18 protein-coding genes are annotated in these 24,512 nt (G+C 68.9%); 9 read left to right on the plus strand and 9 right to left on the minus strand.

All coding sequences use genetic code 11. The features are described 5' to 3' along the window. Nucleotides 1-91 precede the first annotated feature (91 nt). Genes FEI13_RS08285 through FEI13_RS08300 form a run of 4 tightly spaced genes read right to left on the minus strand, consistent with a single transcriptional unit; the run spans nt 92 to nt 5,863 of the window. Nucleotides 92-2,938: an FAD-binding and (Fe-S)-binding domain-containing protein gene (locus tag FEI13_RS08285; protein ID WP_138181074.1), complete on the minus strand. Its 2,847-nt coding sequence runs from the start codon at nt 2,936-2,938 to the stop codon at nt 92-94. After that, complete coding sequence (locus tag FEI13_RS08290; protein ID WP_138181075.1) at nt 2,935-3,624, minus strand: LutC/YkgG family protein; 690 nt, start codon at nt 3,622-3,624, stop codon at nt 2,935-2,937. The genes FEI13_RS08285 and FEI13_RS08290 overlap by 4 nt, the downstream gene beginning before the upstream one ends. Then, a complete protein-coding gene (locus FEI13_RS08295) occupies nt 3,621-5,111 on the minus strand; it encodes a LutB/LldF family L-lactate oxidation iron-sulfur protein (protein WP_138181076.1) in 1,491 nt (496 codons plus the stop codon). The genes FEI13_RS08290 and FEI13_RS08295 overlap by 4 nt, the downstream gene beginning before the upstream one ends. After that, nucleotides 5,108-5,863, minus strand: coding sequence for a (Fe-S)-binding protein (locus FEI13_RS08300; protein ID WP_138181077.1), 756 nt, complete (start codon nt 5,861-5,863; stop codon nt 5,108-5,110). The genes FEI13_RS08295 and FEI13_RS08300 overlap by 4 nt, the downstream gene beginning before the upstream one ends. 348 nt (nt 5,864-6,211) lie before the next feature. On the opposite strand from FEI13_RS08300, the gene FEI13_RS08305 reads away from it, so the two are divergent. The 3 genes from FEI13_RS08305 to FEI13_RS08315 are packed head-to-tail and all read left to right on the plus strand — an operon-like array spanning nt 6,212 to nt 10,275. After that, on the plus strand, nt 6,212-6,985 hold the full coding sequence (locus tag FEI13_RS08305) for a GntR family transcriptional regulator (RefSeq protein ID WP_138181078.1): 774 nt from the start codon (nt 6,212-6,214) through the stop codon (nt 6,983-6,985). A 10-nt stretch (nt 6,986-6,995) separates the two neighbouring features. Continuing rightward, nucleotides 6,996-8,900 (plus strand): sensor histidine kinase, encoded by a 1,905-nt coding sequence (locus FEI13_RS08310; RefSeq protein ID WP_138181079.1) that lies wholly within the window; start codon nt 6,996-6,998, stop codon nt 8,898-8,900. After that, a complete protein-coding gene (locus FEI13_RS08315; protein ID WP_138181080.1) occupies nt 8,893-10,275 on the plus strand; it encodes a sigma-54-dependent transcriptional regulator in 1,383 nt (460 codons plus the stop codon). Before FEI13_RS08310 ends, FEI13_RS08315 begins: the two co-directional genes overlap by 8 nt. Here the strand turns inward: FEI13_RS08315 and FEI13_RS08320 are convergent. The 3 genes from FEI13_RS08320 to FEI13_RS08330 all read right to left on the minus strand — a co-directional run bounded on the left by FEI13_RS08320 (nt 10,251) and on the right by FEI13_RS08330 (nt 12,919). Next, a complete protein-coding gene (locus FEI13_RS08320; RefSeq protein ID WP_138181081.1) occupies nt 10,251-10,922 on the minus strand; it encodes a metal-dependent hydrolase in 672 nt (223 codons plus the stop codon). The two genes, FEI13_RS08315 and FEI13_RS08320, sit on opposite strands and share 25 nt — an antisense overlap. A 76-nt stretch (nt 10,923-10,998) precedes the next feature. Continuing rightward, nucleotides 10,999-11,547 (minus strand): gamma carbonic anhydrase family protein, encoded by a 549-nt coding sequence (locus FEI13_RS08325; RefSeq protein ID WP_138181082.1) that lies wholly within the window; start codon nt 11,545-11,547, stop codon nt 10,999-11,001. Between the two features lie 31 nt (nt 11,548-11,578). Beyond that, on the minus strand, nt 11,579-12,919 hold the full coding sequence (locus FEI13_RS08330) for a sodium-dependent transporter (protein WP_138181083.1): 1,341 nt from the start codon (nt 12,917-12,919) through the stop codon (nt 11,579-11,581). A 105-nt stretch (nt 12,920-13,024) separates the two neighbouring features. Between FEI13_RS08330 and prlC the strand changes: the two genes are divergently transcribed. From prlC to FEI13_RS08355, 5 genes are all read left to right on the plus strand, one after another. Next, complete coding sequence (gene prlC / locus FEI13_RS08335; protein ID WP_138181084.1) at nt 13,025-15,073, plus strand: oligopeptidase A; 2,049 nt, start codon at nt 13,025-13,027, stop codon at nt 15,071-15,073. Nucleotides 15,074-15,309: 236 nt separating this feature from the next. Next, nucleotides 15,310-15,555, plus strand: coding sequence for a YheV family putative zinc ribbon protein (locus FEI13_RS08340; RefSeq protein ID WP_138181085.1), 246 nt, complete (start codon nt 15,310-15,312; stop codon nt 15,553-15,555). A 7-nt stretch (nt 15,556-15,562) separates the two neighbouring features. Continuing rightward, the gene (locus FEI13_RS08345; RefSeq protein ID WP_138181086.1) at nt 15,563-17,281 is read left to right on the plus strand and encodes a Na/Pi cotransporter family protein; all 1,719 of its coding nucleotides are present in this window, start codon (nt 15,563-15,565) and stop codon (nt 17,279-17,281) included. A 306-nt stretch (nt 17,282-17,587) separates the two neighbouring features. Beyond that, a complete protein-coding gene (locus tag FEI13_RS08350) occupies nt 17,588-18,586 on the plus strand; it encodes a TAXI family TRAP transporter solute-binding subunit (protein WP_138181087.1) in 999 nt (332 codons plus the stop codon). A 94-nt stretch (nt 18,587-18,680) separates the two neighbouring features. Further along, a complete protein-coding gene (locus FEI13_RS08355) occupies nt 18,681-20,867 on the plus strand; it encodes a TRAP transporter permease (RefSeq protein ID WP_138181088.1) in 2,187 nt (728 codons plus the stop codon). An 83-nt stretch (nt 20,868-20,950) separates the two neighbouring features. Here the strand turns inward: FEI13_RS08355 and metF are convergent, their stop codons facing one another. After that, nucleotides 20,951-21,799, minus strand: coding sequence for a methylenetetrahydrofolate reductase [NAD(P)H] (metF, locus tag FEI13_RS08360; RefSeq protein ID WP_138181089.1), 849 nt, complete (start codon nt 21,797-21,799; stop codon nt 20,951-20,953). A 139-nt stretch (nt 21,800-21,938) separates the two neighbouring features. On the opposite strand from metF, the gene FEI13_RS08365 reads away from it, so the two are divergent. Beyond that, on the plus strand, nt 21,939-22,877 hold the full coding sequence (locus tag FEI13_RS08365) for an AEC family transporter (protein WP_138181090.1): 939 nt from the start codon (nt 21,939-21,941) through the stop codon (nt 22,875-22,877). Here FEI13_RS08365 and ahcY read toward each other — a convergent pair whose 3' ends face one another. Then, entirely contained in the window at nt 22,878-24,287 is a 1,410-nt protein-coding gene (gene ahcY, locus FEI13_RS08370; protein ID WP_138181091.1) for an adenosylhomocysteinase, read from the minus strand. Between the last annotated feature and the right edge of the window lie 225 nt (nt 24,288-24,512).

Consider the following 24,512-nt stretch of genomic DNA (forward strand, 5'->3'; position numbering starts at 1 on the left):
GAGCGTGACGCGGCGGTGACACGGCACCCCGGGGTGCCACTCTCACGCCACGCTCTCAGCACTCGCCGCGCTTATCCTCGGGGAGCACCTTTCACGGCGCGCCACTGGCCCGATCGAGCAGCGAGAGGATCGAGCGATAGGGGATACCGCCGTGCTCAGTCAGGCCGATCTCGCAGGTACGCGAATTGGAGTAGCCGGCGCTGCAGTCGGCCACCTGGTCGGCCAACCCCGCCAGCGCGGAGGCATTCAGCTCCGGCGTCGTGAAGCCCTTGTCACCGGCGAAGCCGCAGCAGGTGATCTCCGCCGGCACCACCACTTCCCGCGCACAGGCCCTCGCCAGACCGACGAACTTGTCGGCCAGCCCCATGCGGGTGCTCGAGCAGGTCACATGCACGGCGACCCGCTCGTCCACCGGCGTGACGGCGAGCCTCGGCAGCAGGTGATCATGGGCGAAGGCGACCGGTTCCAGCATCTCGAGTCGTTCGTCGAGATGCTCGCGCATCTGCAGGGTGCAGGGGCTGGTGTCGCAGAGCACCGGATAGCGGCCGTTCTGGCTCGCCACCAGCAGTTCGCGATTGAGCTCACGACCCTTGTGAGTCGCCTCCTCGAACTGCCCCTTGGACTGGAAGGCCATGCCGCAGCAGAGGTGGCCGATCATCTCCGGGAGGATGACCTCGAAGCCCGCCTTGTCGAGCAGCGCCAGGGTGATCTCCATCACCGAGCGCCGCTCGACCTTGTCGTCATGGTCGGCGCCGAAGATGCGGGTGGCACAGGAAGGCAGGTAGACCACTTTGTCTCGCGAGGCATCGCCCGACGACACCCGCTCCAGCACCCGAATCGACGCCGCCCCGGGCAAGGCCGGGCTCCACTGAGGCAGGCGATCGCCGCTCAGGCGGCGCGCCCCACTGCTGGCCTTGGCCATCAGATCGGTGCCGAGCAGGGTCCTGGCCGCGCCGGCCGCGTTGAGCCCGCCCCGGGCCACGCGGGTCGCGCCCGAGAAGTGGCGCCCGATGCGCCGCGCGACCCCGGCCGTGCCGGCGGCTCGCTCGTGGCGCATCCCGCGCACCAGGTCGCCGGTATTGATGCCCACCGGGCACTGGGTGGAGCAGAGGCCGTCGGCGGCGCAGGTCTCGTCGCCCGCATAGCGATAGTCCTCGCGCAGAGCGGCCAGGCGCGCCTCGTCCTCGGCGCTGCACGACGCGCCCAGCGCCTCGAGCCTCGCCAGCTCCCGGGCGATGACGATGCGCTGGCGCGGGGTGAGGGTCAGGTCCTTCGACGGGCAGACCGCCTCGCAGAAGCCGCACTCGATGCACTTGTCGACGATCTCGTCGGCTGCCGGCAGGGGCTTGAGGTTCTCCAGGTGCAAGGTCGGGTTGCGGCTGAGGATCACCTCGGGATTGAGCAAGTTGCCGGAATCGAAGAGCGCCTTGATCTCCCACATCAGCGCATAGGCATCGGGCCCCCATTCCAGCTCCACATAGGGTGCCATGTTGCGCCCGGTGCCGTGCTCGGCCTTGAGCGAGCCGCCGTACTCCACGCCGACCAGCGCGGCCACCTCGTCCATCAGCGCCTGATAGCGTTCCACCTCGCCGGGCTTCTCGAACCCCTGGGGGAAGACGAAGTGCAGGTTCCCCTCCAGGGCGTGGCCGAAGAGGATGGCGTCGCGGTAGCCGTGGCGATGGAAGATGTCGGTTAGCGCCAGCACGCCCTCGTCGAGCCGCTCGATGGGGAAGGCCACGTCCTCGATGATCACCGTGGTGCCGACCTCGCGCACCGCCCCTACCGCCGGAAAGAGCCCCTTGCGGATCTTCCAGTAGAGGGCGTAGGTGTCGGCCTCGCCGGTGAAGGTGACAGGCTCCAGGGTCTGGATGCCCTCGAGGGTCGCCTGTACCGCCTGCATGCGCTCCTCGAGCTCGGCCTCGTCGTTGCCGCGCACGTCGATCAGCAGTGCCGCCGCCCCCTCGGGCAGTGTCTTCAGCACCGCGGGCATCCCCGGCTGGTCCTGCACCGAGCGCAGCGCGGCGCGGTCCATCAGCTCCACCGCGGAGACCGGCGCCTGCTTGAGCGCGATGGTCGCCCGGCAGGTCGTGCCCATGTCGGGGAAGAAGGCCAGGGCCGCGGCCTTCAGGGGCTCGTCGACCACGCTGTCGTAGGTGATGGCACTGATGAAGCCCAGGGTGCCCTCGGAGCCGATCATCAGGTGCTTGAGGATCTCGATGCCGTCCGTGAAGTCGACCAGGCTGTTGAGGGCGTAGCCGGTGGTGTTCTTGAGCCGGTACTTGTGGCGGATCTTCTCGGCGAGGGCCTCATTGCCCCGGGTCTGGGCGGCGAGGCGCTCGAGCCCGGCCAGCAGCTCGCCGTGGGAGGCCCGGAAGTCGGTGACGCTCTCGGCATCGGCGGTGTCGAGCAGACTGCCGTCGGCCAGGATCACGCGGATGTCGCGTACCGTGCGGTAGCTGTTCTGGGCGGTACCGCAGCACATCCCCGAGGCGTTGTTGGCGGCGATGCCGCCGACCATGCAGCTGGCGATCGAGGCCGGGTCGGGCCCGATCTTGCGACCGAACGGGGCCAGCAGCTGGTTGGCGCGGGCCCCGATGACCCCGGGCTGCAGGCGAATTGCCCGCCCGTCGTCGAGGATCGCGTGGTCGCGCCAGCCGCGGCCCAGCTGGATCAGCACCGAGTCGGTCACCGCTTGGCCGGAGAGCGAGGTCCCGGCGGCGCGAAAGGTCACCGGCAGCCGGCGCGCCCGACACTCGGCCAGGGTGCGCTGCAGCTCCGCCTCGCTCTCGGGGCGCACCACCAGCCCCGGAATCAGCCGGTAGAAGCTGGCATCGGTGCCGTAGGCCAGGGTGCGCAGCGGATCGTCGATCAGTCGCTCGGCGGGGATCGACGCCGAAAGCGCCGCCTTCAGGTCGCGCCAGGGGGTCGCTTCCGTCATGCCGTGCCCCCCGCATCTCCCGCCGCGGCGCCGGCATGGCGGACGAGGACGATGAGCTCCCGCGGGCCGTGGACGCCGTAGGCCAGGGTCTGCTCGATGTCCGCCGTCTTGCTCGGCCCCGAGATTAGCAGGGCGTTGGTGGGCATGCCGCCGGCCCAGCCACGGGACTCGATGACGTCGAAGAAGGTGTCCTCGATGGCGTCGGCCTCCAGCACGGCGATATGCACGGGCGGCACCAGGCTGAGCCGGCGCGGCTCGTCCGGGGTCGGCCAGAGCCACAGGCTGCCGGTCTCGGCGATCGCGCCGCCCACCGAAGTCAGGCCGGCATCGACTCGGTCGAACTGCTCGCGCTGCCAGGTCTCGATGTCGCGGTCGACATCAACCAGCTCGACCTCGGTATCAACCAGGGCCGCGCGCGCCTCGGCGGCCACCGGGTGCTCGCGCCCCAGCGCCAGGCGATTCACGCCCCTGTCGGATAGCAGCTTGGCCAGCGCCCGGGTCCAGTCGTCCCGGGTGACGTGCACCACCTCGCCATGCACCGAGGTGATCAGCCGCTCGAAGCGCGCCAGGCGCTCCTCGGCGCTCCAGTCGCGCCCGGTCACGACGGCGAAGTCGCTCTCGGGGGCGGTGAGCGGGCCGTCGGCGCGCTCGCGCAGCCGCTTGAGGATGGTCTCGCGCGCACTCATGAGCCGTTGTCTCCCTTGGTGTTCCCCGTGGTATTACCGGTGTCCTGGTCGGCGTCCTTGCCGGCGCGGTGCCGCTTCACCAGGGCGTGCAGCGTGGTGCCGGCCGGCTTGGGCGCGCTGCGATGGTCGGTCCAGACGCCTAGCCTCGAGGGCGCCAGCGCCCGCAGCTTGCCGGCCACCGCCGTGCCGCCCCGCCAGGCGGCGGGATGGGTGGCCAGCCACTGGAAGCCCTTCCAGGCCGCGGCCTCCTTGCGGGTGCGCTTGGCGCCGGCGCCGGGCACGTTGCCGCGACCCTCGCCCACCGACTCTTGGCGCAGGCGTACCAGCAGGTCGGGAATCGGGATCTTGACCGGGCAGACCTCGCCGCAGGCGCCGCACAGGCTGGAGGCCGTGGGCAGGTCCTTGGTCTCCTCGAGGCCCATCAGGTGCGGCATCAGGATGCTGCCGATGGGGCCCGGATAGGTGGTGCCGTAGGTGTGGCCGCCGACTCGGGTGTAGACCGGGCAGTGGTTCATGCAGGCGCCGCAGCGGATGCAGCGCAGGGTGTCGAGCAGCTCGTCGTCCTGATAGATGTTCGAGCGGCCGTTGTCGACCAGCACCAGGTGCACCTCCTCGGGACCGTCATGCTCGTCCGACTGGCGGGGCGCACTGATCATGTTGAAGTAGGTGGTCACGTGCTGGCCGGTGGCCGAGCGCGAGAGCAGGGCGTAGAGCGGCGGCACGTCGCGCAGCTGCTCGACCACCTTCTCGATGCCGGTCACGGCAATGTGCACCGGCGGCACCGTGGTGGTCATCCGGCCGTTGCCCTCGTTCTCGACGAGGCACAGGGTGCCGGTCTCGGCGACCGCGAAGTTCACGCCCGAGATGCCGACGTCCGCCGACATGAAGCGCTCGCGCAGCTGGGAGCGGGCCGCCGCAGTCATGGTATCGACGTCCCGGGTCCGCTCGATGCCAGTCTTGTCGTGCATGATGCCGGCGATCTCGTCGGTATTGAGGTGGATCGCCGGCATGATGATGTGCGAGGGGGTCTGCTCATTGAGCTGCACCAGGTACTCACCGAGATCGGACTCCAGCGCCTCGATGCCCGCTGCCTCGAGGTGGGCGTTGAGGTGCATCTCCTCGGTGACCATCGACTTGCCCTTGATCACCGCCTTGGCCTCGCGCGCCTCGCAGAGCTCGCGGATGATCCGGCAGGCCTGCTCGCCGTCCTCGGCCCAGTGCACGCGGATGCCGTTGGCCTGGCAGTTGGTCTCCAGCTGCTCGAGCAGGTCGGGCAGCTTCGCCAGCGCCCGCAGGCGGATGTTGGCACCCAGCTCGCGCAGGGCCTCCAAGTCCCAGTCGCCGAAGACGTCGCGGCGCTTGGCCATCAGCCCATCCATGGCGCTGCGGAAGTTGGCCCGGATCTGGGGGTTGCCCAGGGCGTCGTGGGCCTGGCGATGGAATTCGCGGGGGGTATAGGTCTGGACACCCGGAGTCGGTACGCTCATGAGGACCTCCGCCACAGGTAGCTGGCGATGTGCTCGCCGGTCACGGCCTTCTGCTGGTGCGCGAAGCGCCCGCCGATGTTCATCAGGCAGCCGCAGTCGGAGGTGACGAAGCGCTCGGCCCCGGCCGCTTCGATGGCCTGAGTCTTGTCCTCGACCATCGCCGCGGAGACCTCGGGATGGCGAACGGCGAAGGTGCCGCCGAAGCCGCAGCACTCGGCCGGGCGCGCCTGCTCGACGAGCTCGACCTCGCCCAGCTGGGCGAGCAATGCCGGGCCGGTCTCGGCCAGCCCCATCTCGCGCCGTGCGCTGCAGGAGGTGTGCATGGCCACCTTCTCCGGCGCGCCGCGATCATCGAGCCTCAGGTGGCAGACATGCACCAGGAACTCGGTCAGCTCGAAGACGCGCCCGGCGACCTCACTGGCCTGGGCTTCCTCGCCGGTGCCGGCGAACAGCTGGGGATAGTGGGTGCGCATCATGCCGCCGCAGGAGCCGGAGGGCACCACGATCGGCCAGGGCTCGGGGAAGAGGTCGAGCTGGGCCGCCGCCACGGCGCGCGCCTCGTGCTGGTAGCCGGAGGTGTAGGCCGGCTGGCCGCAGCAGGTCTGGTCCTCGGGGAAGAGCACCTCGATGCCCTCGCGTTCGAGCAGGCGAATGCCGTCGAGGCCGGCCTCGGGATAGAAGAGGTCGATCAGGCAGGTGCCGAAGAAGTAGACCTTCTCGGGCTTGGGCGGGTAGAGCTTGACTGGCGTCATGGGCAGGGTCCTGGGCAGCGCACACCTCGTGGCAGCGCCGCGCTGAGCTCGTTGATCCAGACGGTGGCCATCCAGACGTTGGTAAATTGGTAAAACCAATTGACTCTAAGGTATTGGCGCACAGTATGAGGCGCCGATCCCAGTGTCAAACCTGACACCCCCACTGGACAGCTCAACCCCCCTATACTTTGGTATACCCTTTTCAATGCCCGACCTAAGCCTTTGACGCAGCGCAAGAAACCTCACAACGTCGAGACGTCTGGCGGCGAGGTTGATCGCCACGTTTGGTAATACCAATTCGTCCCCTTTACCATGCCGATTCTCGCCACGTTTCACGGAGCGCCCACCATGGCCTACCACCCCGTCCAGCAGCCGCGCCTCGCCGACGTCATCACCGAGCGTCTCGAGGCCCTGATCCTCGAGGGCAGCCTGCGACCCGGCCAGCGCCTGCCGCCGGAGCGCGAGTTGGCCGAGCGCTTCGGCGTCTCGCGACCCTCCCTGCGCGAGGCCATCCAGAAACTCTCGGCCCGCGGGCTGCTGACCAGCCGGCAGGGCGGCGGCACCTTCATCAGCGAGGAGCTCAACAGCGGCTACAGCGACCCGCTGCTGGAGATGCTCGCCCGTCACGGCGAGTTCCATCTCGACCTGCTGGAGTTCCGCGATGCCATGGAGGGCATCTCCGCCTACTACGCTGCGCTGCGCTCCACGCCCACCGACAAGGCGCTGCTGATCTCGCGCTTCGAGGAGCTCGAGGCCTGTTTCAAGGGCCACGACCCGGTGCTGGAGGCACGTGCCGATGCGGCCTTCCATATGGCCATCGCCGAATCGGCCCACAACGTCCTGCTGCTGCACACCATCCGCGGGATCTTCCACCTGCTGGAGAAGAGCATCGTCGACAACCTGGCCCACCTGTTCGAGAAGCCCGAGTCACGCCCACGGCTGATGGAACAGCACCGCGCCCTGCTCGACGCCATCCTCGAGGGGCGCGCCGAAGACGCCCGGGCCAGGGCCCACGAGCACCTGGTGTTCGTCGAGGAGAGCCTGCTCGAGGTCGAGCGCGCCGAGACCCGGGCCCAGCGCGCCCTGCGCCGCTCCCAGGTCATGCCCGCCGACTCCCACTGAGGCCCCGGTCATGCCGACATCGCCTCGCGGCCGCGGCGTTCGCCGCCTGCTCTGGGTGCTGGCCCTGCTGGGGCTCGTGCTCGCCATGTGGCAGGCCGCCCAGCTGGCCCGCGACCAGGCCCTGGCGCAACTGCGCCAGGACGCCGAGAACGAGCTGAGGCTCTCCGCCGAGGGCCTGGTCGGCCACCTGTCGCGTCACGACTACCTCCCCGAACTGCTCGCCTCCCGCGAGATGGTCAAGCGCTTCCTGGCCGCTCCCGAGGCCCAGGACGCGATGCCGCTCAACCGCCTGCTGGACCGCTTCCGCGCCACCGCCGGGGTCTCCGACGTCTACCTGCTCGACCGCCACGGCGACACCCTGGCGGCCAGCAACTGGCATCGCCCCAAGACCTTCATCGGCCAGAACTACGCCTTCCGCCGCTATTTCCAGGAGGCGATCGCCGGCCGTCCCGGGCGCTTCTACGGCCTCGGCGTGCAGTCCCGCGAGCGCGGCTACTACTTCTCGGCGCCGGTGTGGCTGGAGGAGACCGACCCCGACGCCAGCGCCGATGGCGTCATGGTGGTGAAGGTGCTGCTCGATACCGTGGAGGCGGGCTGGGCCGAGCAGGACGCCGAGCTGCTGGTCATCGACGGCGACGACATCATCTTCATGGCCAGCCGCCCGGAGCTGCGCATGAAGGCCCTGCGGCCGCTCTCCGGCGAGGCGCGCCAGGCGCTGCTGGCGACCCGCCGCTACGCCGACGAGCCCCTCGCCGCCTCCGGCATCGAATTTCTCGATGGCCGCGAGGACGTCGGCCAGCGGATCGGCTTTCAGCACGGCCCGCTGGCCGATACCGAGTTCCTCGGGCTGTCGCGCGCCATGCCGGACTTCGGCTGGCGGATGCAGATCCTCACTTCGCTGGCCCCGGTGACCCAGGCCCAGTGGCTGGCCGCCCTGCTGGCCGGTGGCCTCTATGGCGTGGTGGTGCTGGCCGGCGGCATCGGCTGGCAGCGCCTGCGGCTGCGCCGCGAGCGCGAGCAGTTCGCCGAGCGCGAGCGCCGCACCCTGGCCCGGGCCCGCGACGAGCTGGAGCGCAACGTCCAGCGCCGCACCCGCGACCTGGTCGAGACCAACGAGCGACTCTCCGGTGAGATCGAGGAGCGCCGGCTGGCCGAGGAGCGCCTGCGCCAGACCCGCGACGAACTCATCCAGGCGGCCAAGCTGGCCGTACTCGGACAGCTTGCCGCGGGCATCAACCACGAGCTCAACCAGCCCCTGGCGGCGATTCGTGCCTATGCCGAGAACGCCAGCGCCTTCCTCGAACGCGGTCGCATCGAGGCGACGAGCGGCAACCTGGCGCAGATCATCGAGCTCACCGAGCGCATGGCGGAGATCAGTGCCCAGCTCCGCCAGTTCTCGCGCAAGAGCGGCGACCGGCCCACCAGCGTGTCGGTCCCGGCCTGTTTCGACTACGCCCTGCGCCTCTTCCAGTCACGGCTGCGCGAAAGCGGCGTCGCGGTCGAACGCGACTGGCCTGAGGCCGAGGCCTGGGTGCGCGCCGACCTGGTGCGCCTGGAGCAGGTGCTGGTCAACCTGATCGGCAACGCCCTGCAGGCCATGAGCCAGACGCCGGCACCGCGGCTACGCCTGATCATCGAGCCGGCCGGCGAGACGGTGAGGATCCGTGTCACCGACAACGGCCCCGGCATCGCCGCCGAGCACCTCGGGCAGATCTTCGAGCCCTTCTTCACCACCAAGTCGCCGGGCAACGGCCTGGGGCTGGGTCTCTCGATCTCGGCGCGCATCATCGACGACCTGGGCGGCGAGCTGACGGCGGACCGGGCCCCCGGCGGCGGCGCCCGCTTCACCATTACCCTGCCCCGTGCGGCCGGCACCGGCGAGCCACGGACCAAGGAGCACGATACCCATGCATGACCCGGCGACCCTCCCGGTGATGATCATCGACGATGAGGCGCACCTGCGCATCACCGCCGGCCAGACCCTCGAGCTGGCCGGCTACGCCCCGCAGGCCTTCGATAGCGCCGAGGCCGCCCTGGCGGCCCTGACCCCGGACTTCCCCGGGGTGGTCGTCAGCGACATCCGCATGCCCGGCATGGACGGCATGGCGCTGCTGCGCGAGGTGAGAAGCCGCGACCCCGACCTGCCGGTGATCCTGATCACCGGCCACGGCGATATCTCCACGGCCGTGGAGGCGATGCGCGAGGGCGCCTGGGACTTCCTCGAGAAGCCCTTCCCCGGCGAACGGCTGGTCGAAATGGTCCGCCGCGGCGTCGACAAGCGCCGCCTGAGCCTGGAGAACCGCGCCCTCAAGGCCGAGCTCGAAGCCCAGCAGTCGGCGCCGGGGCCGCGCCTGGTGGGCCGCACCCCGGCCATTCAGCGCCTCGCCTCGATGGTTCAGCGCATCAGCCAGGTCGAGACCGACGTGCTACTGTTCGGCGAGACCGGGGCCGGCAAGGACCTGGTGGCTCGGGCCATCCACGAGCGCAGCCGCCGCAGCGGACGCCCTTTCGTGGCCATCAACTGCGGCGCGGTGCCCGAGAGCATCATCGAGTCGGAACTGTTCGGCCATGAGAAGGGCGCCTTCACCGGAGCCGTGGAGCGGCGCATCGGCAAGTTCGAGCACGCCGAGGGCGGCACGGTGTTCCTCGACGAGATCGAGTCGATGCCGCTGGCCCTGCAGGTCAAGCTGCTACGCGTGCTGCAGGAGCGCTCCGTCGAGCGCCTCGGCGCCAACGTACCGGTGCCGCTGGACCTGCGGGTGATCGCCGCCACCAAGGTCGATCTCAAGGCCGCGGCCGAAGCGGGCCGCTTCCGCGAGGACCTCTACTACCGGCTCGAGGTGGTCACCCTGCCGATCCCCCCGCTGCGCGACCGCCGCGAGGACATCCCGCTGCTGTTCCAGCATTTCGCCGTGGTGGCCGCCAACCGCAGCGGGCTGGAGGCGCCGCCGGTGGATGCCGGCGGGATCTCGGTGCTACTCGCCCACGACTGGCCGGGCAACGTGCGCGAGCTCAGGAACCTCGCCGAGCGCTATGTACTGCTCGGCGCCACCTGCGACTATCGCCTCGACGCTCTGCTGCGGGGCGTGGGCCACGATACCGGCGACCTGGCGCTGCCCCAGCAGGTGGAGCTGTTCGAGAAGAGCCTGATCGACCAGGCCTTGGCCCGCCATCGCGGCCGGGTCTCCGAGGCCTGCGAGCAGCTCGGTCTGCCCCGCAAGACCCTCTACGACAAACTCAGGAAGTACGACCTCAAGGCCGAGGACTATCGCCAGAGCGAGGCGCTCTGAAGCAGCAACTCGCGCAGCGGCCCCCAGGGCGGCAGCCAGGGCGTGAGGGCGATGGCCAGCAGCAGCATGAGCCCAGAGTTCAGCGGTTCACGGTAAGCGAACAGCTTGAAGGCACTGCCGAAGGAGCGCTTCAGGCGCGCATCGGTGAGGTCGACGCTGTACAGCTCGTCAAGCAGCAGATGGATGCAGCAGCCCAGCACCAGCGCCAGGCCCTGGGCCCAGGCCAGCTCGGCCTCCAGTTCCAGCAGGCGGTAGCTGCCCGCGCTGGTGGCCAGCCCGCACAGGCCCGCGGCCAGCAGTGAGTGCCAGATGCCACGATGCACGGAGAAGCGCTTGAAGATCGGACTCAGGACGTAGCGCACCCCGATGTAGAGGCCACCGCAGGCCACCAGCAGCGCCCCCAGATTCAGCCAGGGACTCAACAGCAGCGCCCCGGCCACCACGACCAGCACGGCCATCACGCCGAAGATCAGCCTTACGGCATGGGAGTGGTCGGAATCAATGTCGGGCAGGACGCCACCGAAGGCCACCAGCACCGCCAGCGGCAAGGCCTGGCCGGGGGTCCACAGCGCGGCCTGCCAGCCGGCCAGGGCCAGGAGCACGCCACCTCCCGCGGCGGTACTGATATGGGTACGGAAATTGGCCATCCCGGGCGCCTCGATGAACTGGATAAACGTCCATATTATTGCCCAGAATGGCTCGATAGAACAATCGCTTGGCGGCTCAATCCAGGGCCGCGAGGTACTCGTCCTTCAACTTTACATAGTTGCCGGCGGTGTAGGGGAAGAAGGCACGCTCCTTCTCCTTGATCGGCCGCAGCGCCCTGGCCGGATTGCCGGCGTAGACGTGGCCGCTTTCCAGGTGCTTGCCGGGCGTCACCACGGCCCCGGCGGCGATGATCACCTCGTCCTCGACCACGGCGCCATCCATGACGATGGCCCCCATGCCGACCAGAATGCGGCTGCCCAGGGTGGCCCCGTGCAGGATCGCCTTGTGACCGATGGTCACGTCGTCGCCGATGGTCAGCGGGAAGCCGTCGGGGTTGAAGTCGCTGGCGTGGGTGATGTGCAGCACGCTGCCGTCCTGGACGCTGACCCGCGCGCCGATGCGGATGCGGTGCATGTCGCCGCGGATCACCGTCATCGGCCACACCGAGCAGTCGTCGCCCAGCACCACGTCGCCCAGCACCATGCAGGCCGGGTCGATGTAGACCCGCTCGCCCAGCTGCGGCTCATGGCCCTGCCAGGGCCGCAGGCACTTTGCCTCGCTCATTGTTCACCTCGTGTTGTCAGATCAGGCTGGCTTAGATCAGTCCGGCTCCCAATACTACCAGCGTCAGCGGGATCGACACCCAGCGCAGCAGCGCGCGCCAGAACCGGAAGCCGTTGGGACCAGCATCCAGCGCCCGCAGGGCGGCCTGCTCGGGCATCACCCAGGCGGCGAACACCGCGATCAGCAGCCCGCCCAGCGGCAGGAAGATCTCCGGCGGGATGGTGCTGACCAGCTCGAAGGGGTTCATGCCGAACAGTACCCGGGTCTCGGCCAGGCTCGAGAAGGAGAGCACCGAGAGCATGCCCAGCCCCCAGACCGCGATCCCCACCGCGGCGGACGCCTGGCCGCGCTTGAGCCCCCAGCCCTGTAGGGTGGCGACCATCGGCTCGGCGAGGTTGATCGAGGAGGTCCAGGTCGCCAGCAGCAGCAGCAGGAAGAACAGCGACAGCCACAGCGGCCCGCCGGGCAGTTCGGCGAAGGCCACCGGCAGTGTCACGAACATCAGCCCCGGCCCCTCGCCGGGGTCCATGCCCTGGGCGAACACTACCGAGAAGATGGCGATGCCGGCGAGCAGCGCCACCGCCACGTCGAGCACCGCCACCGCCGCGGCGGCGCGGGGCAGGCTCTGGTGGTCGGGCATGTAGGCGCCGTAGGCCATCAGCGCGCAGGCGCCCACCGCCAGGGTGAAGAAGGCATGGCCCATCGCCTGCAGCATCACCAGGGGAGTGACCGCCGAGACGTCGGGCAGGAACAGCCAGGTGAGCGCCGGGCCGAAGCCCTCGGTGGTGGCGGCATAGCCCGCCAGCACCAGCAATAGCGCGTAGAGCATCGGCATCAGCAGGTTGTTGAGCTTCTCGAGCCCCTTGGTCACCCCGGCGGCGACCACCAGCATGGTCATCACCAGAAACAGGGTGTGGTTGAAGGTCAGCCGCCCGGGGTCGGCGAGGAAGGCATCGAAACTGGCGCCGATCTCGACCGCGCTGCGCCCCACGAAGTCGCCGTTGATTGATGCCACCAGGAATTCGATGGACCAGCCCGAGACGACCGAGTAGAAGGAGAGAATGCAGAAGACCGTGAAGGCGCCGAAGAGCCCCAGCCAGCGCCAGTGACGCGAGGCGCCGGCCTGGGTAGCCAAGTGGCCGATCGACTGCATGGGGCTGCGCCGCCCGGCCCGGCCGACCAGGATCTCGGCCATCATCATCGGCAGCCCCAGCAGCAGCACGAAGGCCACGTAGAGAAGCAGGAAGACGGCGCCGCCGTTCTCTCCGGTGATGTAGGGAAAGCGCCAGATGTTGCCCAGCCCCACCGCCGCTCCGGTCACTGCCAGGATGAAGGCGCGTCTCGTGCCCCAGCGTTCCAGCGTCTCGTTCATCGGTCACACCCTGCGAGCCTGAAAAGGGCGCAAGCCTAGCATATTGAAAGCCGGCACGACCGCCCGCATCTACGACACATCCTTCATTCCCGATTCGAGGTGCGCATGCCCCGCAACCCCCTGCTCGACGCCCACGACCTGCCCCCCTTCGACGCGATCCGGCCCGAGCATGTGGTGCCGGCCATGGATGCACTGCTGGCCGAGAATCGCGCGGCCATCGAGTCGCTCGTGGCAAACGCCGAGCAGACGCCCCCGACCTGGGAGAGCCTGGCCGCACCGCTGGAGGCCCTCAACGATCGGCTGGCCCGCGCCTGGTCGCCGGTCTCGCACCTCAACGGCACCATGAACAGTCCCGAGTTGCGCGAGGCCTACCAGGCCTGCCTGGGCCAGCTCTCCGACTACAGCACCTGGATCGGCCAGCACGAGGGGCTCTTCCGCGCCTGGCAGGCGCTGCGCAATGGCCCGGCCTGGGCCGAGCTCGACGAGGGCCAGCGTCGCACCGTGGAGAACGCCCTGCGCGACTTCCGCCTGGCCGGCGTCGACCTGCCCACCGCGCAGAAGCACCGCTACGGTGAGATCAAGGCGCGTCTCTCCGAGCTCTCCAACACCTTCTCCAACCAGCTGCTGGACGCCACTCAGGCCTGGCACCTGGACCTCGCCGATGACGCCCGGCTTGCCGGGCTGCCCGAGAGCGCCCTGGCGACCCTCAAGGCCAACGCCGAGGCCAAGGGGCTCTCCGGCTATCGCATCACCCTGGACTTCCCGAGCTTCTTCCCGGTGATGACCTACGCCGAGGATCGCGCGCTACGCCAGGAGGTCTACACCGCCTTCGTTACCCGCGCCTCGGACCAAGGCCCCAACGCCGGCGAATACGACAACGCCCCGGTAATGGAGGAGATCCTCGCCCTGCGCCATGAGCTCGCCGAGCTGCTGGGCTTCGGCGACTACGCCGACTATTCGCTCTCCACCAAGATGGCCGAGTCCCCGGAGCAAGTGATCACCTTCCTCGAGGATCTGGCCGCGCGGGCCGTGCCCCAGGCCCGCGAGGAGTACGCGGAGCTCGCCGCCTTCGCCCGTGACGAACTGGGCATGGCGGCGCTCGAGCCCTGGGACGTGGGCTTCGCCAGCGAGAAGCTGCGCGAGGCGCGCTACGCCATCTCCGATGAGCAGCTGCGTCCCTATTTCCCCGCCCCCCAGGTGGTCGACGGCCTGTTCCGGGTGGTCGAGCGGCTCTACGAGGTCAGCTTCGTGGAGGACGAGACGGCGCCCCGCTATCACCCCGATGTGCGCTACTTCCAGATCCTGGAGCAGGGCACGCCCATCGCCGGCTTCTACCTCGACCTCTACGCCCGCGAGGGCAAGCGCGGCGGCGCCTGGATGGACGAGTGCCGGGTGCGTCGCCTGGAGGCCGGAGAGGTCCAGCTGCCGGTGGCCTACCTGACCTGCAACTTCACCCGCCCGGTCGGCGACGCCCCGGCGCTGCTGACCCACGACGAGGTCACCACCCTCTTCCACGAGTTCGGCCACGGCCTGCACCACATGCTGACGCGCCAGACCGTCGCCGACATCTCCGGCATCAACGGCGTGGCCTGGGACGCCGTGGAGCTGCCCAGCCAGTTCATGGAGAACTTCTGCTGGGAGCGCGAGGGCCTGGACCTGATCGCCGCCCACGTCGACACCGGCGAGCCGCTGCCCGAGGCGCTGTTCGAGAAGCTGATCGCGGCCAAGAACTTCCAGTCCGCCATGGGCATGGTGCGCCAGCTGGAGTTCTCGCTGTTCGACTTCCGCCTGCACCGGGAGTACGCCGCCCCCTCGGCCGCCGAGATCCAGACGCTGCTCGACGCGGTACGCGACGCCGTCGCCGTGGTGCCGCGGGCCGCTTTCAACCGCTTCCAGAACGGCTTCGGGCATATCTTCGCCGGCGGTTATGCGGCGGGCTACTACAGCTACAAGTGGGCCGAAGTGCTCTCGGCGGATGCCTGGAGCGCCTTCGAGGAGGCCGGCATCTTCGATCCCGAGACCGGGCGGCGCTTCCGCACCGAGATCCTCGAGCGCGGCGGCTCCCGCGACGCCGCCGAGCTGTTCCGCGCCTTCCGCGGCCGCGAGCCCAGCGTCGAGCCCCTGCTGCGCCATAGCGGCATCCGCGCCGCCTGAACGGCATCATCGCATCGGCGCGCCGGGCAACCCCGGCGCGCCGCGTCGAGGTAGAATGACGGCATCGCCGCATCGTCTTACCCCGACGCCTCAACACGCCTTACCGCATCTTTCAGGAGGCCACATGGCCACCCGGAAGCGCTTCATCGCCGGCGCCATCTGCCCGCCCTGCGCCGATGTAGACGGGTATCGCATCCGCGCCGCCTGAACGCAGCCCCCATCAACCGGAGCCCCTCATGACCGCCCAGAAACGCTTTATCGCCGGCGCCATCTGCCCACGCTGCGCCGAGATGGACCGCATCCGCGCCTGGGAGCAGAACGGCGTGCGCTACCGCGACTGCGTCAGCTGCGATTTCTTCGAACAGCTGCCCATCGAGGACGAGGCGCTCCCCGAGATCGAGACCCGGGTCAATCGCGAGCGCGAGGAGCAGCAGACCGCCGACCTGCAGACCGTCAAGATCCTCGACCCCAAGGGCCACTGAGGCGCGCATGAGCCTGGGAGCGAGCGCGGCCCTCACCGCCCGGCGCCCCATGCTGGAACTGCTGGGGCTCGCCACCGCGGCGGCCCTGCTGGTCGCGCGACTGGATATCGCCACCCTGGCCGCCGGGCTGGGGCTCTTCCTGTGGGGCATGACCCACCTGGAGGAGGCCATCAAGCGCCTCTCCGGCGGCACCCTGGACCGCTGGCTGCATGCCGCCACCCGACACCCCTCGCGGGCCATCGGCGTCGGCGCCCTGGCCACCGCCCTGGTGCAGTCCAGCTCGCTGGTCACCCTGCTGGCGATGTCCTTCGTCGGCGCCGGACTGGTGGCGCTGCCAGCCGGCATTGCCCTGCTGTTCGGCGCCAACCTCGGCACCACCACCGGCGCCTGGCTGATCGCCGGCCTCGGCCTGAAGGCGAGCCTCGCCCAGTACGCCATGCCGCTGCTGGCCCTGGGGCTGCTGGGCTCGCGGCTGCTGCAGGGCAGTCGCGCCGGTCTCGCCGGCCTGCTGCTCGGCGTGGGCCTGCTGCTGCTCGGCATCGACTTCATGAAGCTCGGCTTCGAGACCTGGCAGGACGACCTGACGCTCGATGGCCTGGCCGGCGAGCGTCTCTGGCACTGGCCGCTGTTGGTGCTGTTCGGCGTCACGGCCACCGTGGTCATGCAATCCAGCCACGCCACCCTGCTGATCACCCTCACCGCGCTGGCCTCCGGCCAGTTGCCCTATCTGCCGGCGCTGGCCATCGCCATCGGCGCCAACATCGGCACCACCGTAACCGCGGTGATCGGCGCCTTCGGCGCCAGCATCGCCGGCCGCCGCCTGGCCGGGGCCCATGTGATCTTCAACCTGGTCACGGCGGCCGTGGCCCTGGCCTTGCTGCTGCCGATGGCCGGGCTGGTGGATCGGATCGCCCAGCTGATCGGGCTCGCCCCCGACGCCTGGCCGCTGAAGCTGGCGCTCTTCCATACCCTCTTCAATGGCCTCGGCATCGCCCTGATGCTGCCCTTCATCCCGCGGCTCGCGGCGCGCCTGGAGCGCCTCTTCCCCAAGCCGGCGCGACTGGCCCCGTCCCAGGCGCGCTATCTGGACACCACGGCCCTGCAGCACGCCGACACGGCGCTGTCGGCCATCGCGCTGGAGTGCCGGCGCCTGGAGCGGCGCACCTACCACCTACTCGGCTCGGCGCTGCTGGTGCCGAGCGGCGAGGTGATCGGCCATCCGCCCAGCCGCGCCGTGATCGAGGCGCCCATCGACCCCGAGGCCTGGCCACCGGTGAACACGCGCTACCACGAGCGCATCAAGCCGCTGATGGCGGAGATCCTCGACTTCTACTCGCGCATCGACTTGCCCCTCACCGACGACCAGGAGGCGCGTCTCGAGGCCCTCTATGCCCGCACGCTGCGCCTGGTCGAGGCGGTGCGCTTCGGCGAGGTGCTGCAGCGCAGCCTGCTGCGCCATGCCGCGGCGTCGAGCCCCCTGCGCGAGGCCCACGACGACCTGCGCCTGGCCGTGGCCGAAGGCCTCAACCGGCTGGCCAACGACCCGACCGCCGCCGATATCGGCGCGCCCCTTGAGGAGGTGCGCCGCCACTGGCAGCACGAGCTGGCGGAACGGTTGCGCCACCAGCGCCTGGATCCCTGGCTCGCCTCCTCGCTGATGAATGACCTCCACCAGGCCAGCCGCCTGACCGCCGCGCTGGCTTCGCCCCCCGCCGTCGCGGCCTGACGCCCACCGCGCCCCGCCCGGCCGTGCGGATATCCGCACACCTCGACGCCCGTTCCGTGCGGGATCCCGGCCTCGAGGCGCCTGAGCCGCTTCGACTAAGGTCGAACAATATCTTCGTAGTAATCTGAATATAAAGAGATAAACCACAACAGGCATGGCGATTGCCGCTATAAGGACGTTGATGCCAGAACGGCCTGGATAACGGCAGGTCACCCTACCAGTGACCATACTGGGGCCGATGGCATGCAGCACCGGGACCGAGCGCCCGGGCACTCAACAAGAGCAACGCATAACAGGAGACACGCCATGCGCAACGCCACCTCACGGATCCTCGTCGGCACACTGGCCGGTACGCTGGCCGGCACCCTGCTGGTCGCCGCCTCGGCCTCGGCCCAGTCGGATCGCAGCGACTGGCCCGAGAGCTTCACCGTGGGCACCGCCAGCCAGGGCGGCACCTACTTCGTCTACGGCTCCGGCTGGGCCAACCTGATCGCCGATGAGCTGGGCATCTCCGGCGGCGGCGAGGTCACCGGCGGCCCGACCCAGAACATGGCGCTGGTGCATGGCGGCGATGTCGCCCTGGGCCTGACCACCATGGGGCCGGCCGCCGAGGCGCTGGCCGGCGAGAGCCCACTCGCCCCGGGCCTGTCCATGGACAACGTCTGTGCGCTCTTCCCAATGTACGAGACGCCCTTCTCGATCACCGCCCTCGCCGACAGCGGCATCACCTCGATCGACGACATCCCGGACGGCGCGCGCATCGGCTTCGGCCCGGCGGCCTCCACCTCCGACACCTACTTCCCGGCCATGCTCGAGACCCTGGGCGTGGAGTTCGATCGCCGCAACGGCGGCTGGTCCGACCTCGGCGGCCAGCTGCAGGACGGCCTGATCGACGTCATCGCCTTCGCCGCCGGCATCCCGATCCCCGCCGTCAGCCAGCTCGAGGTGCAGACCGACGTCAACATCATCGAGTTCAGCGAGGAAGAGCAGCAGACCGTGCTCGAGGAATTCCCGGTCTCCGCGTTCCAGATCCCGGCCAGCACCTACCAGACCCTCGAGGAGGATGCCCGCGCCGTCTCCATGTGGAACTTCACCATCGCCAACTGCGACCTGCCGGAGGACTTCATCTACGAGGTCACCAAGCTGAGCATGGAGAACAACGATCGCATGCGCGACGTCCACCGCAGCGCCGCGACCAGCATCCCGGAGAACATCAAGTACAACACGATACTGCCGTTCCACCCGGGCGCCGTGCGCTGGTACGAGGAGAATGGTTACGAGATCCCGGACGACCTGAAGCTGTAAGCCTTTGACCTGACCGACTGCCCCGTAGCGCGCCACGATAAGGCGGTGCGGGGTAGCTCCCGCGCTCCTCCGCCATCCCCTCAAGGGTGTCCCCATGTCCCATACCCCCGAATCCCGTGACGACACGCCGCATGACGACGTCGTCGAGACGGTCAACGCCGAGGGCGTCGACGACGCCGCCGTGGAGTCCAATCGGCGACTCTATACCGGCTGGCAGTGGCTGCTCTTCGGTGCCCTGGCCATCGCCTACTCCAGCTTTCACCTGATCTCGCTGAACGTCTATCCGCTGGAGACCTGGTCGTTTCGCATCGTGCACATCGCCGGCGCGCTGATCCTCGGCTACGGCCTCTACGCCGGCACGCGCTTCGCCGACGAGGAGCATCGTCGCTCCGCCGCCTGGCTCTCCTGGGTGAGCTATGCGCTGCTGATCCCGGCCGTCTATGCCCTGGTGCGCGTGGTGATGATGTACCAGGCGATGAGCGGCGACGCCATGCGCATCGATCCGGCGATCGAGGCCTGGCACTTCGGCTACCCGCTGATACTCGCCACCGTGGCCGGCATCCTGCTCTCCTGGAGCTATCGCCAGTTCCGCCACCGCCTGTCGCCGGCCGACCTGGTGCTGATGGTCTGTGCGCTGGCCGTGGCCGGCTACCTGCTGGTGATGTTCAACAGCCCCCTGCGCGCCGCCACCGGCACCTCCTTCGCGCCGATGGGCATCTCCTACGCCGCCATCGCCGGCTCGCTGCTGATCCTCGAGCTGACGCGTCGCGTCGCCGGCCTGGCGCTGGTGGTGATCTCCGCCATCTTCCTGATCTACGTCTTCGCCGGCCCCTACCTGCCGGGTTTCCTCGGCTACCCCGGGCTCTCGGTGGGCCGCTTCTTCAGCCAGGTCTATACCGACGCCGGCATCCTCGGGCCGACCACCGCGGTCTCCTCGACCTACATCATCCTGTTCATCATCTTCGCCGCCTTCCTGCAGGCCTCGAAGGTCGGTGACTACTTCGTCAACTTCGCCTTCGCCGCCGCCGGCCGGGCCCGTGGCGGCCCCGCCAAGGTGTCGATCTTCGCCTCGGGCCTGATGGGCATGATCAACGGCACCAGCGCCGGCAACGTGGTTTCCACCGGCTCGCTGACCATCCCGCTGATGAAGAAGGTCGGCTACCCGGCCAGAAGCGCCGGAGCCATCGAGGCCGCCGCCTCCACCGGCGGACAGATCATGCCGCCGATCATGGGCGCCGGCGCCTTCATCATGGCCGAGATCACCGGCATTCCCTACACCGAGATCGCCGTGGCGGCGCTGATCCCCGCCATCCTCTACTTCCTGTCGATCTATTGCATGGTCGATTTCGAAGCAGCCCGCAAGGGCATGCGCGGCATGCGCAAGGAGGAGATCCCGCTGTTCTCCAGGCTCATCAAGCAGGTCTACCTGTTCGCGCCGATCATCATCCTCATCGCCGCGCTGTTCATGGGCTATTCGGTGATCCGCGCCGGCACCCTGGCCACCGCCTCGGCCGCCGTGGTGAGCTGGTTCTCGCCCCACAAGATGGGCATCCCGGCGATCCTGCGGGCGCTGCAGCTGGCCGGCACCATGGCCATCCAGATCATCGCCGTGTGCGCCTGCGCCGGCCTGATCGTCGGCGTGATCTCGCTGACCGGGGTCGGTGCGCGCTTCTCCTCGCTACTGCTGGGCCTGGCCGGCGTCAGCCAGCTGCTGGCGCTGGTCTTCGCGATGCTGATCTCGATCCTGCTGGGCATGGGCATGCCGACCACCGCTGCCTACGCGGTGGCCGCCTCGGTGGTCGCCCCAGGCCTGATCAACATCGGCATCCAGCCGCTGGTGGCGCACTTCTTCGTGTTCTACTTCGCGGTGGTCTCGGCGATCACCCCGCCGGTGGCGCTGGCCTCCTACGCGGCGGCGGGCATCTCCGGCGACAACGCCATGGGCACCTCGGTGGCCTCGTTCAAGATCGGCCTGGCGGCCTTTATCGTGCCCTTCATGTTCTTCTACAGCCCGGCGATGCTGATGGAGGGGTCCTGGCTGCAGATCCTGCGCGTGGGCGTGACCGCCACACTCGGCATCGTGATGCTGGCCGCCACCGTCCAGGCCTGGTTCTTCGGCCCGGTCAAGGCCTGGCAGCGGCTGGTGATGCTGATCGGCGCCGTCTGCATGATCTACGGCGGCATCTACTCGGACGTCGCCGGGCTGGCCATCGGCGCGCTGATGTTCTTCCTGCAGCGCGGCCGCCACGGCGGGGGCGACAAGGCCGTCGCCACCGGCTGACCATGAGCCCCCTGTAACGCAACGGGCCCCGCCATTGGCGGGGCCCGTTGCGTTGCGCCATGGCAGGGTCAGCCGGGCTGCGCTCAGCCGGTGATGTTGTCGAGGATACGCAGGCAGGGCGCGGACTGGTTGAGGGTATAGAAGTGCAGGCCCGGCGCGCCGCCGTCGAGCAGGCGCTGGCAGAGCCGCGAGATCACCTCCTCGCCGAAGGCGGCGATCGCCTCGCTGTCGTCGCCGTAGGCCTCGAGCTGCTTGCGGATCCAGCGCGGGATCTCGGCCCCGCAGGCGTCCGAGAAGCGCGCCAGCTTGGCGTAGTTGGTGATCGGCATGATGCCCGGCACGATGGGCGCCTCGACGCCCAGGGCGCGGGCCCGCTCGACGAAGTGGAAGTAGGCCTCGGCGCTGAAGAAGTACTGGGTGATGGCGAGGTTGGCGCCGGCCTTCATCTTGCGGGCGAAGTTCTCCAGGTCGCGTTCGAGGTTCGGCGCCTGAGGGTGGGACTCGGGGTAGGCGGCCACGGCGATCTCGAAGTGGTCGCCGGTCTCCTCGCGGATGAACTCGACCAGCTCGTTGGCATAGCGCAGCTGGCCGACACCGCTCCCGCCCATGCCGGAGGGCAGATCGCCGCGCAGCGCCACCAGGCTGTCGATGCCGTCCTCACGGTAGCGCGCCAGCAGCTCGCGCAGCGCGCCCTTGTCGCTGCCGATGCAGGAGAGGTGCGGCGCGGTGGTGAAGCCCGACTCGCGCACCATGTGCACGGTATTCAGGGTGCGTGCCTGGGTGGAGCCCCCGGCGCCGTAGGTGACCGAGAAGAAGCGCGGTGCGCGGCGGGCCAGGGCATCGCGGACGCCGACCAGCTTCTCGCGCCCAGCGTCGGTGTTGGGCGGAAAGAACTCGAAGCTGATCCCCAGCGGGTGTTCCTGCGTACTCATCGGCTGACCTCATGAAAGCGGTGCATATTGCGGCTATTCTGCCCCCTGGCTTATCCGCCGACTAATGAAAGATACGCGACGCATCATCAATCCTTTTCATACAGAGAGGCGCAAGCGCCCCCATGAGCCAAGGAAGGACATGACCCCGATCGACCCCGGCACCCTGATGGGCCCCCTCTGGACCCTGCTCGCCTATATCGGCCTGGGCTGGCTGGCCGCCCGCCGCCTGGCGGTGGACCCGCGCCCCGTCGCCACCCTGCTGATCTACCTGATTGCCCCGCTGACCTTCTTCCGAGGCCTGGTGCAGGGCGGCCCCACGCCCGGCTATCTGCTGCTGACCGCGGCGCTGTTCGCGGTGGCGAGCCTGATCGCCGTGATCGTCCACCGCCTGGCGAGACACGGCTTCGCCCCCCAGGAGAGCGCCCTGCTGGCCTTCTCCTCCGGCACCGGCAACACCGGCTACTTCGGCCTGCCGGTGGCGCTGGTGCTGCTACCGCCCCAGGGGGTGACGCTCTATCTCTTCGGCGTGCTGGGAGTGACCCTCTACGAGTTCACGGTAGGCTTCTACCTGAGCGCCCGGGGGCAGTTCTCGGTGCGCCAGAGCCTGGCCAAGATCGTCCGGCTGCCGCTGATCTACGCCTTCCTCGCCGCGCTGCTGGTGAGCGGGGCGGATATCACCCTGCCCGACGCGGTGATGGAGGGCCTGGCGGCCTTCCCCGCCACCTACACCCTGCTCGGCATGATGATCATCGGCATGACGCTCGGTCGGGTCACCATTCGCCAGCTCGACTGGCGCTTCATCGGCGCCTGTCTGGCGATCCGCTACGCCTTCTGGCCGCTGCTGGCGCTCGCCGGGGTGATGGGGCTCCAGGCGCTCGTCCCGCTCTCGGGCGAACTCGCTCTGGCGCTGCTGCTGATCGGCGTGGTGCCCATGGCCGCTAACGTGGTGGTGGTGGCCATGGAGCTCGGCATCGCCCCGGAGAAGGGCGCCCTAGCGGTGCTGATCACCACCCTCGCCGCGCCGCTGCTGATCCCGCTCTACCTGACACTGATGATGCGCCTGACCGGGCTCTCGTGATCAGTAGCGGTAGGCGTCGGGCTTGTAGGGGCCGTCGACGGGGACGCCGGTGTAGTCGGCCTGCTCCTCGGTGAGGCGCGTGACCACGCCGCCGAAGCCCTCCACCATGTAGCGCGCCACCTCCTCATCCAGGTGGCGCGGCAGCACCGTGACGCCGAGGGCATCGCGGCGATCCCCCTCGGGCAGTTCGGCGAAGCGGCCATCGAAGAGGTGAATCTGCGCCAGCACCTGGTTGGCGAAGGAGCCGTCCATCACCCGGGAAGGGTGGCCGGTGGCGTTGCCCAAGTTCACCAGGCGTCCCTCGGAGAGCAGGATCAGGTAGTCGCGGCTGTCGGGGTCGAATTTCCCCGGCTTGCTGTCGCGATAGATCTGGTGCACCTGGGGCTTCACCTCTTCCCAGTGCCAGTGGCGACGCATGTAGGCGGTGTCGATCTCGCTGTCGAAGTGGCCGATGTTGCAGACCACCGCCCCCCGCTTCAGGGCCTGGAGCATGGCCGCGTCGCAGGCGTGGATATTGCCGGTAGCGGTCACCACCAGGTCGATGCGCGAGAGCAGCTCGCCATCGATGCTCGCCTCGCCCCGATTGATCCCCTTCCGGTAGGGCGAGACCACCTCGAAGCCGTCCATGCAGGCCTGCATGGCGCAGATCGGGTCGATCTCGACGATGCGCACGATCATGCCTTCCTGACGCAGCGAGGCGGCCGAGCCCTTGCCCACGTCGCCGTACCCCACCACCAGCGCCTGCTTGCCGGCCAGCAGGTGGTCGGTGGCCCGCTTGACCGCATCGCTCAGCGAGTGGCGACAGCCGTACTTGTTGTCGTTCTTGGACTTGGTGACGGCGTCGTTGACGTTGATCGCCGGCACCCTCAGCAGGCCGTCGCGCAACATCTCCTGCAGGCGATGCACGCCGGTGGTGGTCTCCTCGCTGATGCCGTGGATGGCGTCGAGCAGCTCCGGTCGTTTCTCATGGAGCAGCGCCGTCAGGTCGCCGCCGTCGTCGAGCACCAGGTTGGGCGTCCAGTCGTCGGGGCCCTCCACGGTCTGCTCGATGCACCACCAGAACTCCACCTCGGTCTCGCCCTTCCAGGCGAACACCGGGATGCCGGCGGCGGCGATGGCGGCGGCGGCATGATCCTGTGTGGAGAAGATGTTGCACGACGACCAGCGCACCGAGGCGCCCAGCGCCACCAGGGTCTCGATCAGCACCGCGGTCTGGATGGTCATGTGGATGCAGCCGGCGATACGCGCCTCGGCCAGCGGCTGCTGATCGCGATATTGCTCGCGCAGGGTCATCAGCGCCGGCATCTCGGTCTCGGCAATGCGGATCTCGCGGCGGCCCCAGTCGGCGAGCGACAAATCGGCGACCTTGCAGTCGGTGGCCAACAGGGCGGATACGGCGGGTTGGTTCATGCGTCACCTCTTTCCCGGGGAAAAGCGTGACCTTCACTATAGGCAGTGAGCGGAAACTCGGACAAGCCGCCCTGGAAGCCGTCCCGCCTAGGAGCCTGTCGGATTTGACCGATCGTCGCGAGAGATTCGGATTTCGAGACAAGTTTATCGATCTGATGAGGCGAATAGCGCGCTATTTAACGAATCAGATCGAATGAAATTGGCCGAAAGATCGGATCTCGCAGT

Source organism: Halomonas urmiana (assembly GCF_005780185.1).
Lineage (GTDB): Bacteria > Pseudomonadota > Gammaproteobacteria > Pseudomonadales > Halomonadaceae > Halomonas > Halomonas urmiana.

Bases quoted from the DNA above. Each gene is read 5' to 3' on its own strand.
- FEI13_RS08285 (WP_138181074.1), bottom strand. From the start codon at position 2,938: ATGACGGAAGCGACCCCCTGGCGCGACCTGAAGGCGGCGCTTTCGGCG.
- FEI13_RS08290 (WP_138181075.1), bottom strand. From the start codon at position 3,624: ATGAGTGCGCGCGAGACCATCCTCAAGCGGCTGCGCGAGCGCGCCGAC.
- FEI13_RS08295 (WP_138181076.1), bottom strand. From the start codon at position 5,111: ATGAGCGTACCGACTCCGGGTGTCCAGACCTATACCCCCCGCGAATTC.
- FEI13_RS08300 (WP_138181077.1), bottom strand. From the start codon at position 5,863: ATGACGCCAGTCAAGCTCTACCCGCCCAAGCCCGAGAAGGTCTACTTC.
- FEI13_RS08305 (WP_138181078.1), top strand. From the start codon at position 6,212: ATGGCCTACCACCCCGTCCAGCAGCCGCGCCTCGCCGACGTCATCACC.
- FEI13_RS08310 (WP_138181079.1), top strand. From the start codon at position 6,996: ATGCCGACATCGCCTCGCGGCCGCGGCGTTCGCCGCCTGCTCTGGGTG.
- FEI13_RS08315 (WP_138181080.1), top strand. From the start codon at position 8,893: ATGCATGACCCGGCGACCCTCCCGGTGATGATCATCGACGATGAGGCG.
- FEI13_RS08320 (WP_138181081.1), bottom strand. From the start codon at position 10,922: ATGGCCAATTTCCGTACCCATATCAGTACCGCCGCGGGAGGTGGCGTG.
- FEI13_RS08325 (WP_138181082.1), bottom strand. From the start codon at position 11,547: ATGAGCGAGGCAAAGTGCCTGCGGCCCTGGCAGGGCCATGAGCCGCAG.
- FEI13_RS08330 (WP_138181083.1), bottom strand. From the start codon at position 12,919: ATGAACGAGACGCTGGAACGCTGGGGCACGAGACGCGCCTTCATCCTG.
- prlC (WP_138181084.1), top strand. From the start codon at position 13,025: ATGCCCCGCAACCCCCTGCTCGACGCCCACGACCTGCCCCCCTTCGAC.
- FEI13_RS08340 (WP_138181085.1), top strand. From the start codon at position 15,310: ATGACCGCCCAGAAACGCTTTATCGCCGGCGCCATCTGCCCACGCTGC.
- FEI13_RS08345 (WP_138181086.1), top strand. From the start codon at position 15,563: ATGAGCCTGGGAGCGAGCGCGGCCCTCACCGCCCGGCGCCCCATGCTG.
- FEI13_RS08350 (WP_138181087.1), top strand. From the start codon at position 17,588: ATGCGCAACGCCACCTCACGGATCCTCGTCGGCACACTGGCCGGTACG.
- FEI13_RS08355 (WP_138181088.1), top strand. From the start codon at position 18,681: ATGTCCCATACCCCCGAATCCCGTGACGACACGCCGCATGACGACGTC.
- metF (WP_138181089.1), bottom strand. From the start codon at position 21,799: ATGAGTACGCAGGAACACCCGCTGGGGATCAGCTTCGAGTTCTTTCCG.
- FEI13_RS08365 (WP_138181090.1), top strand. From the start codon at position 21,939: ATGACCCCGATCGACCCCGGCACCCTGATGGGCCCCCTCTGGACCCTG.
- ahcY (WP_138181091.1), bottom strand. From the start codon at position 24,287: ATGAACCAACCCGCCGTATCCGCCCTGTTGGCCACCGACTGCAAGGTC.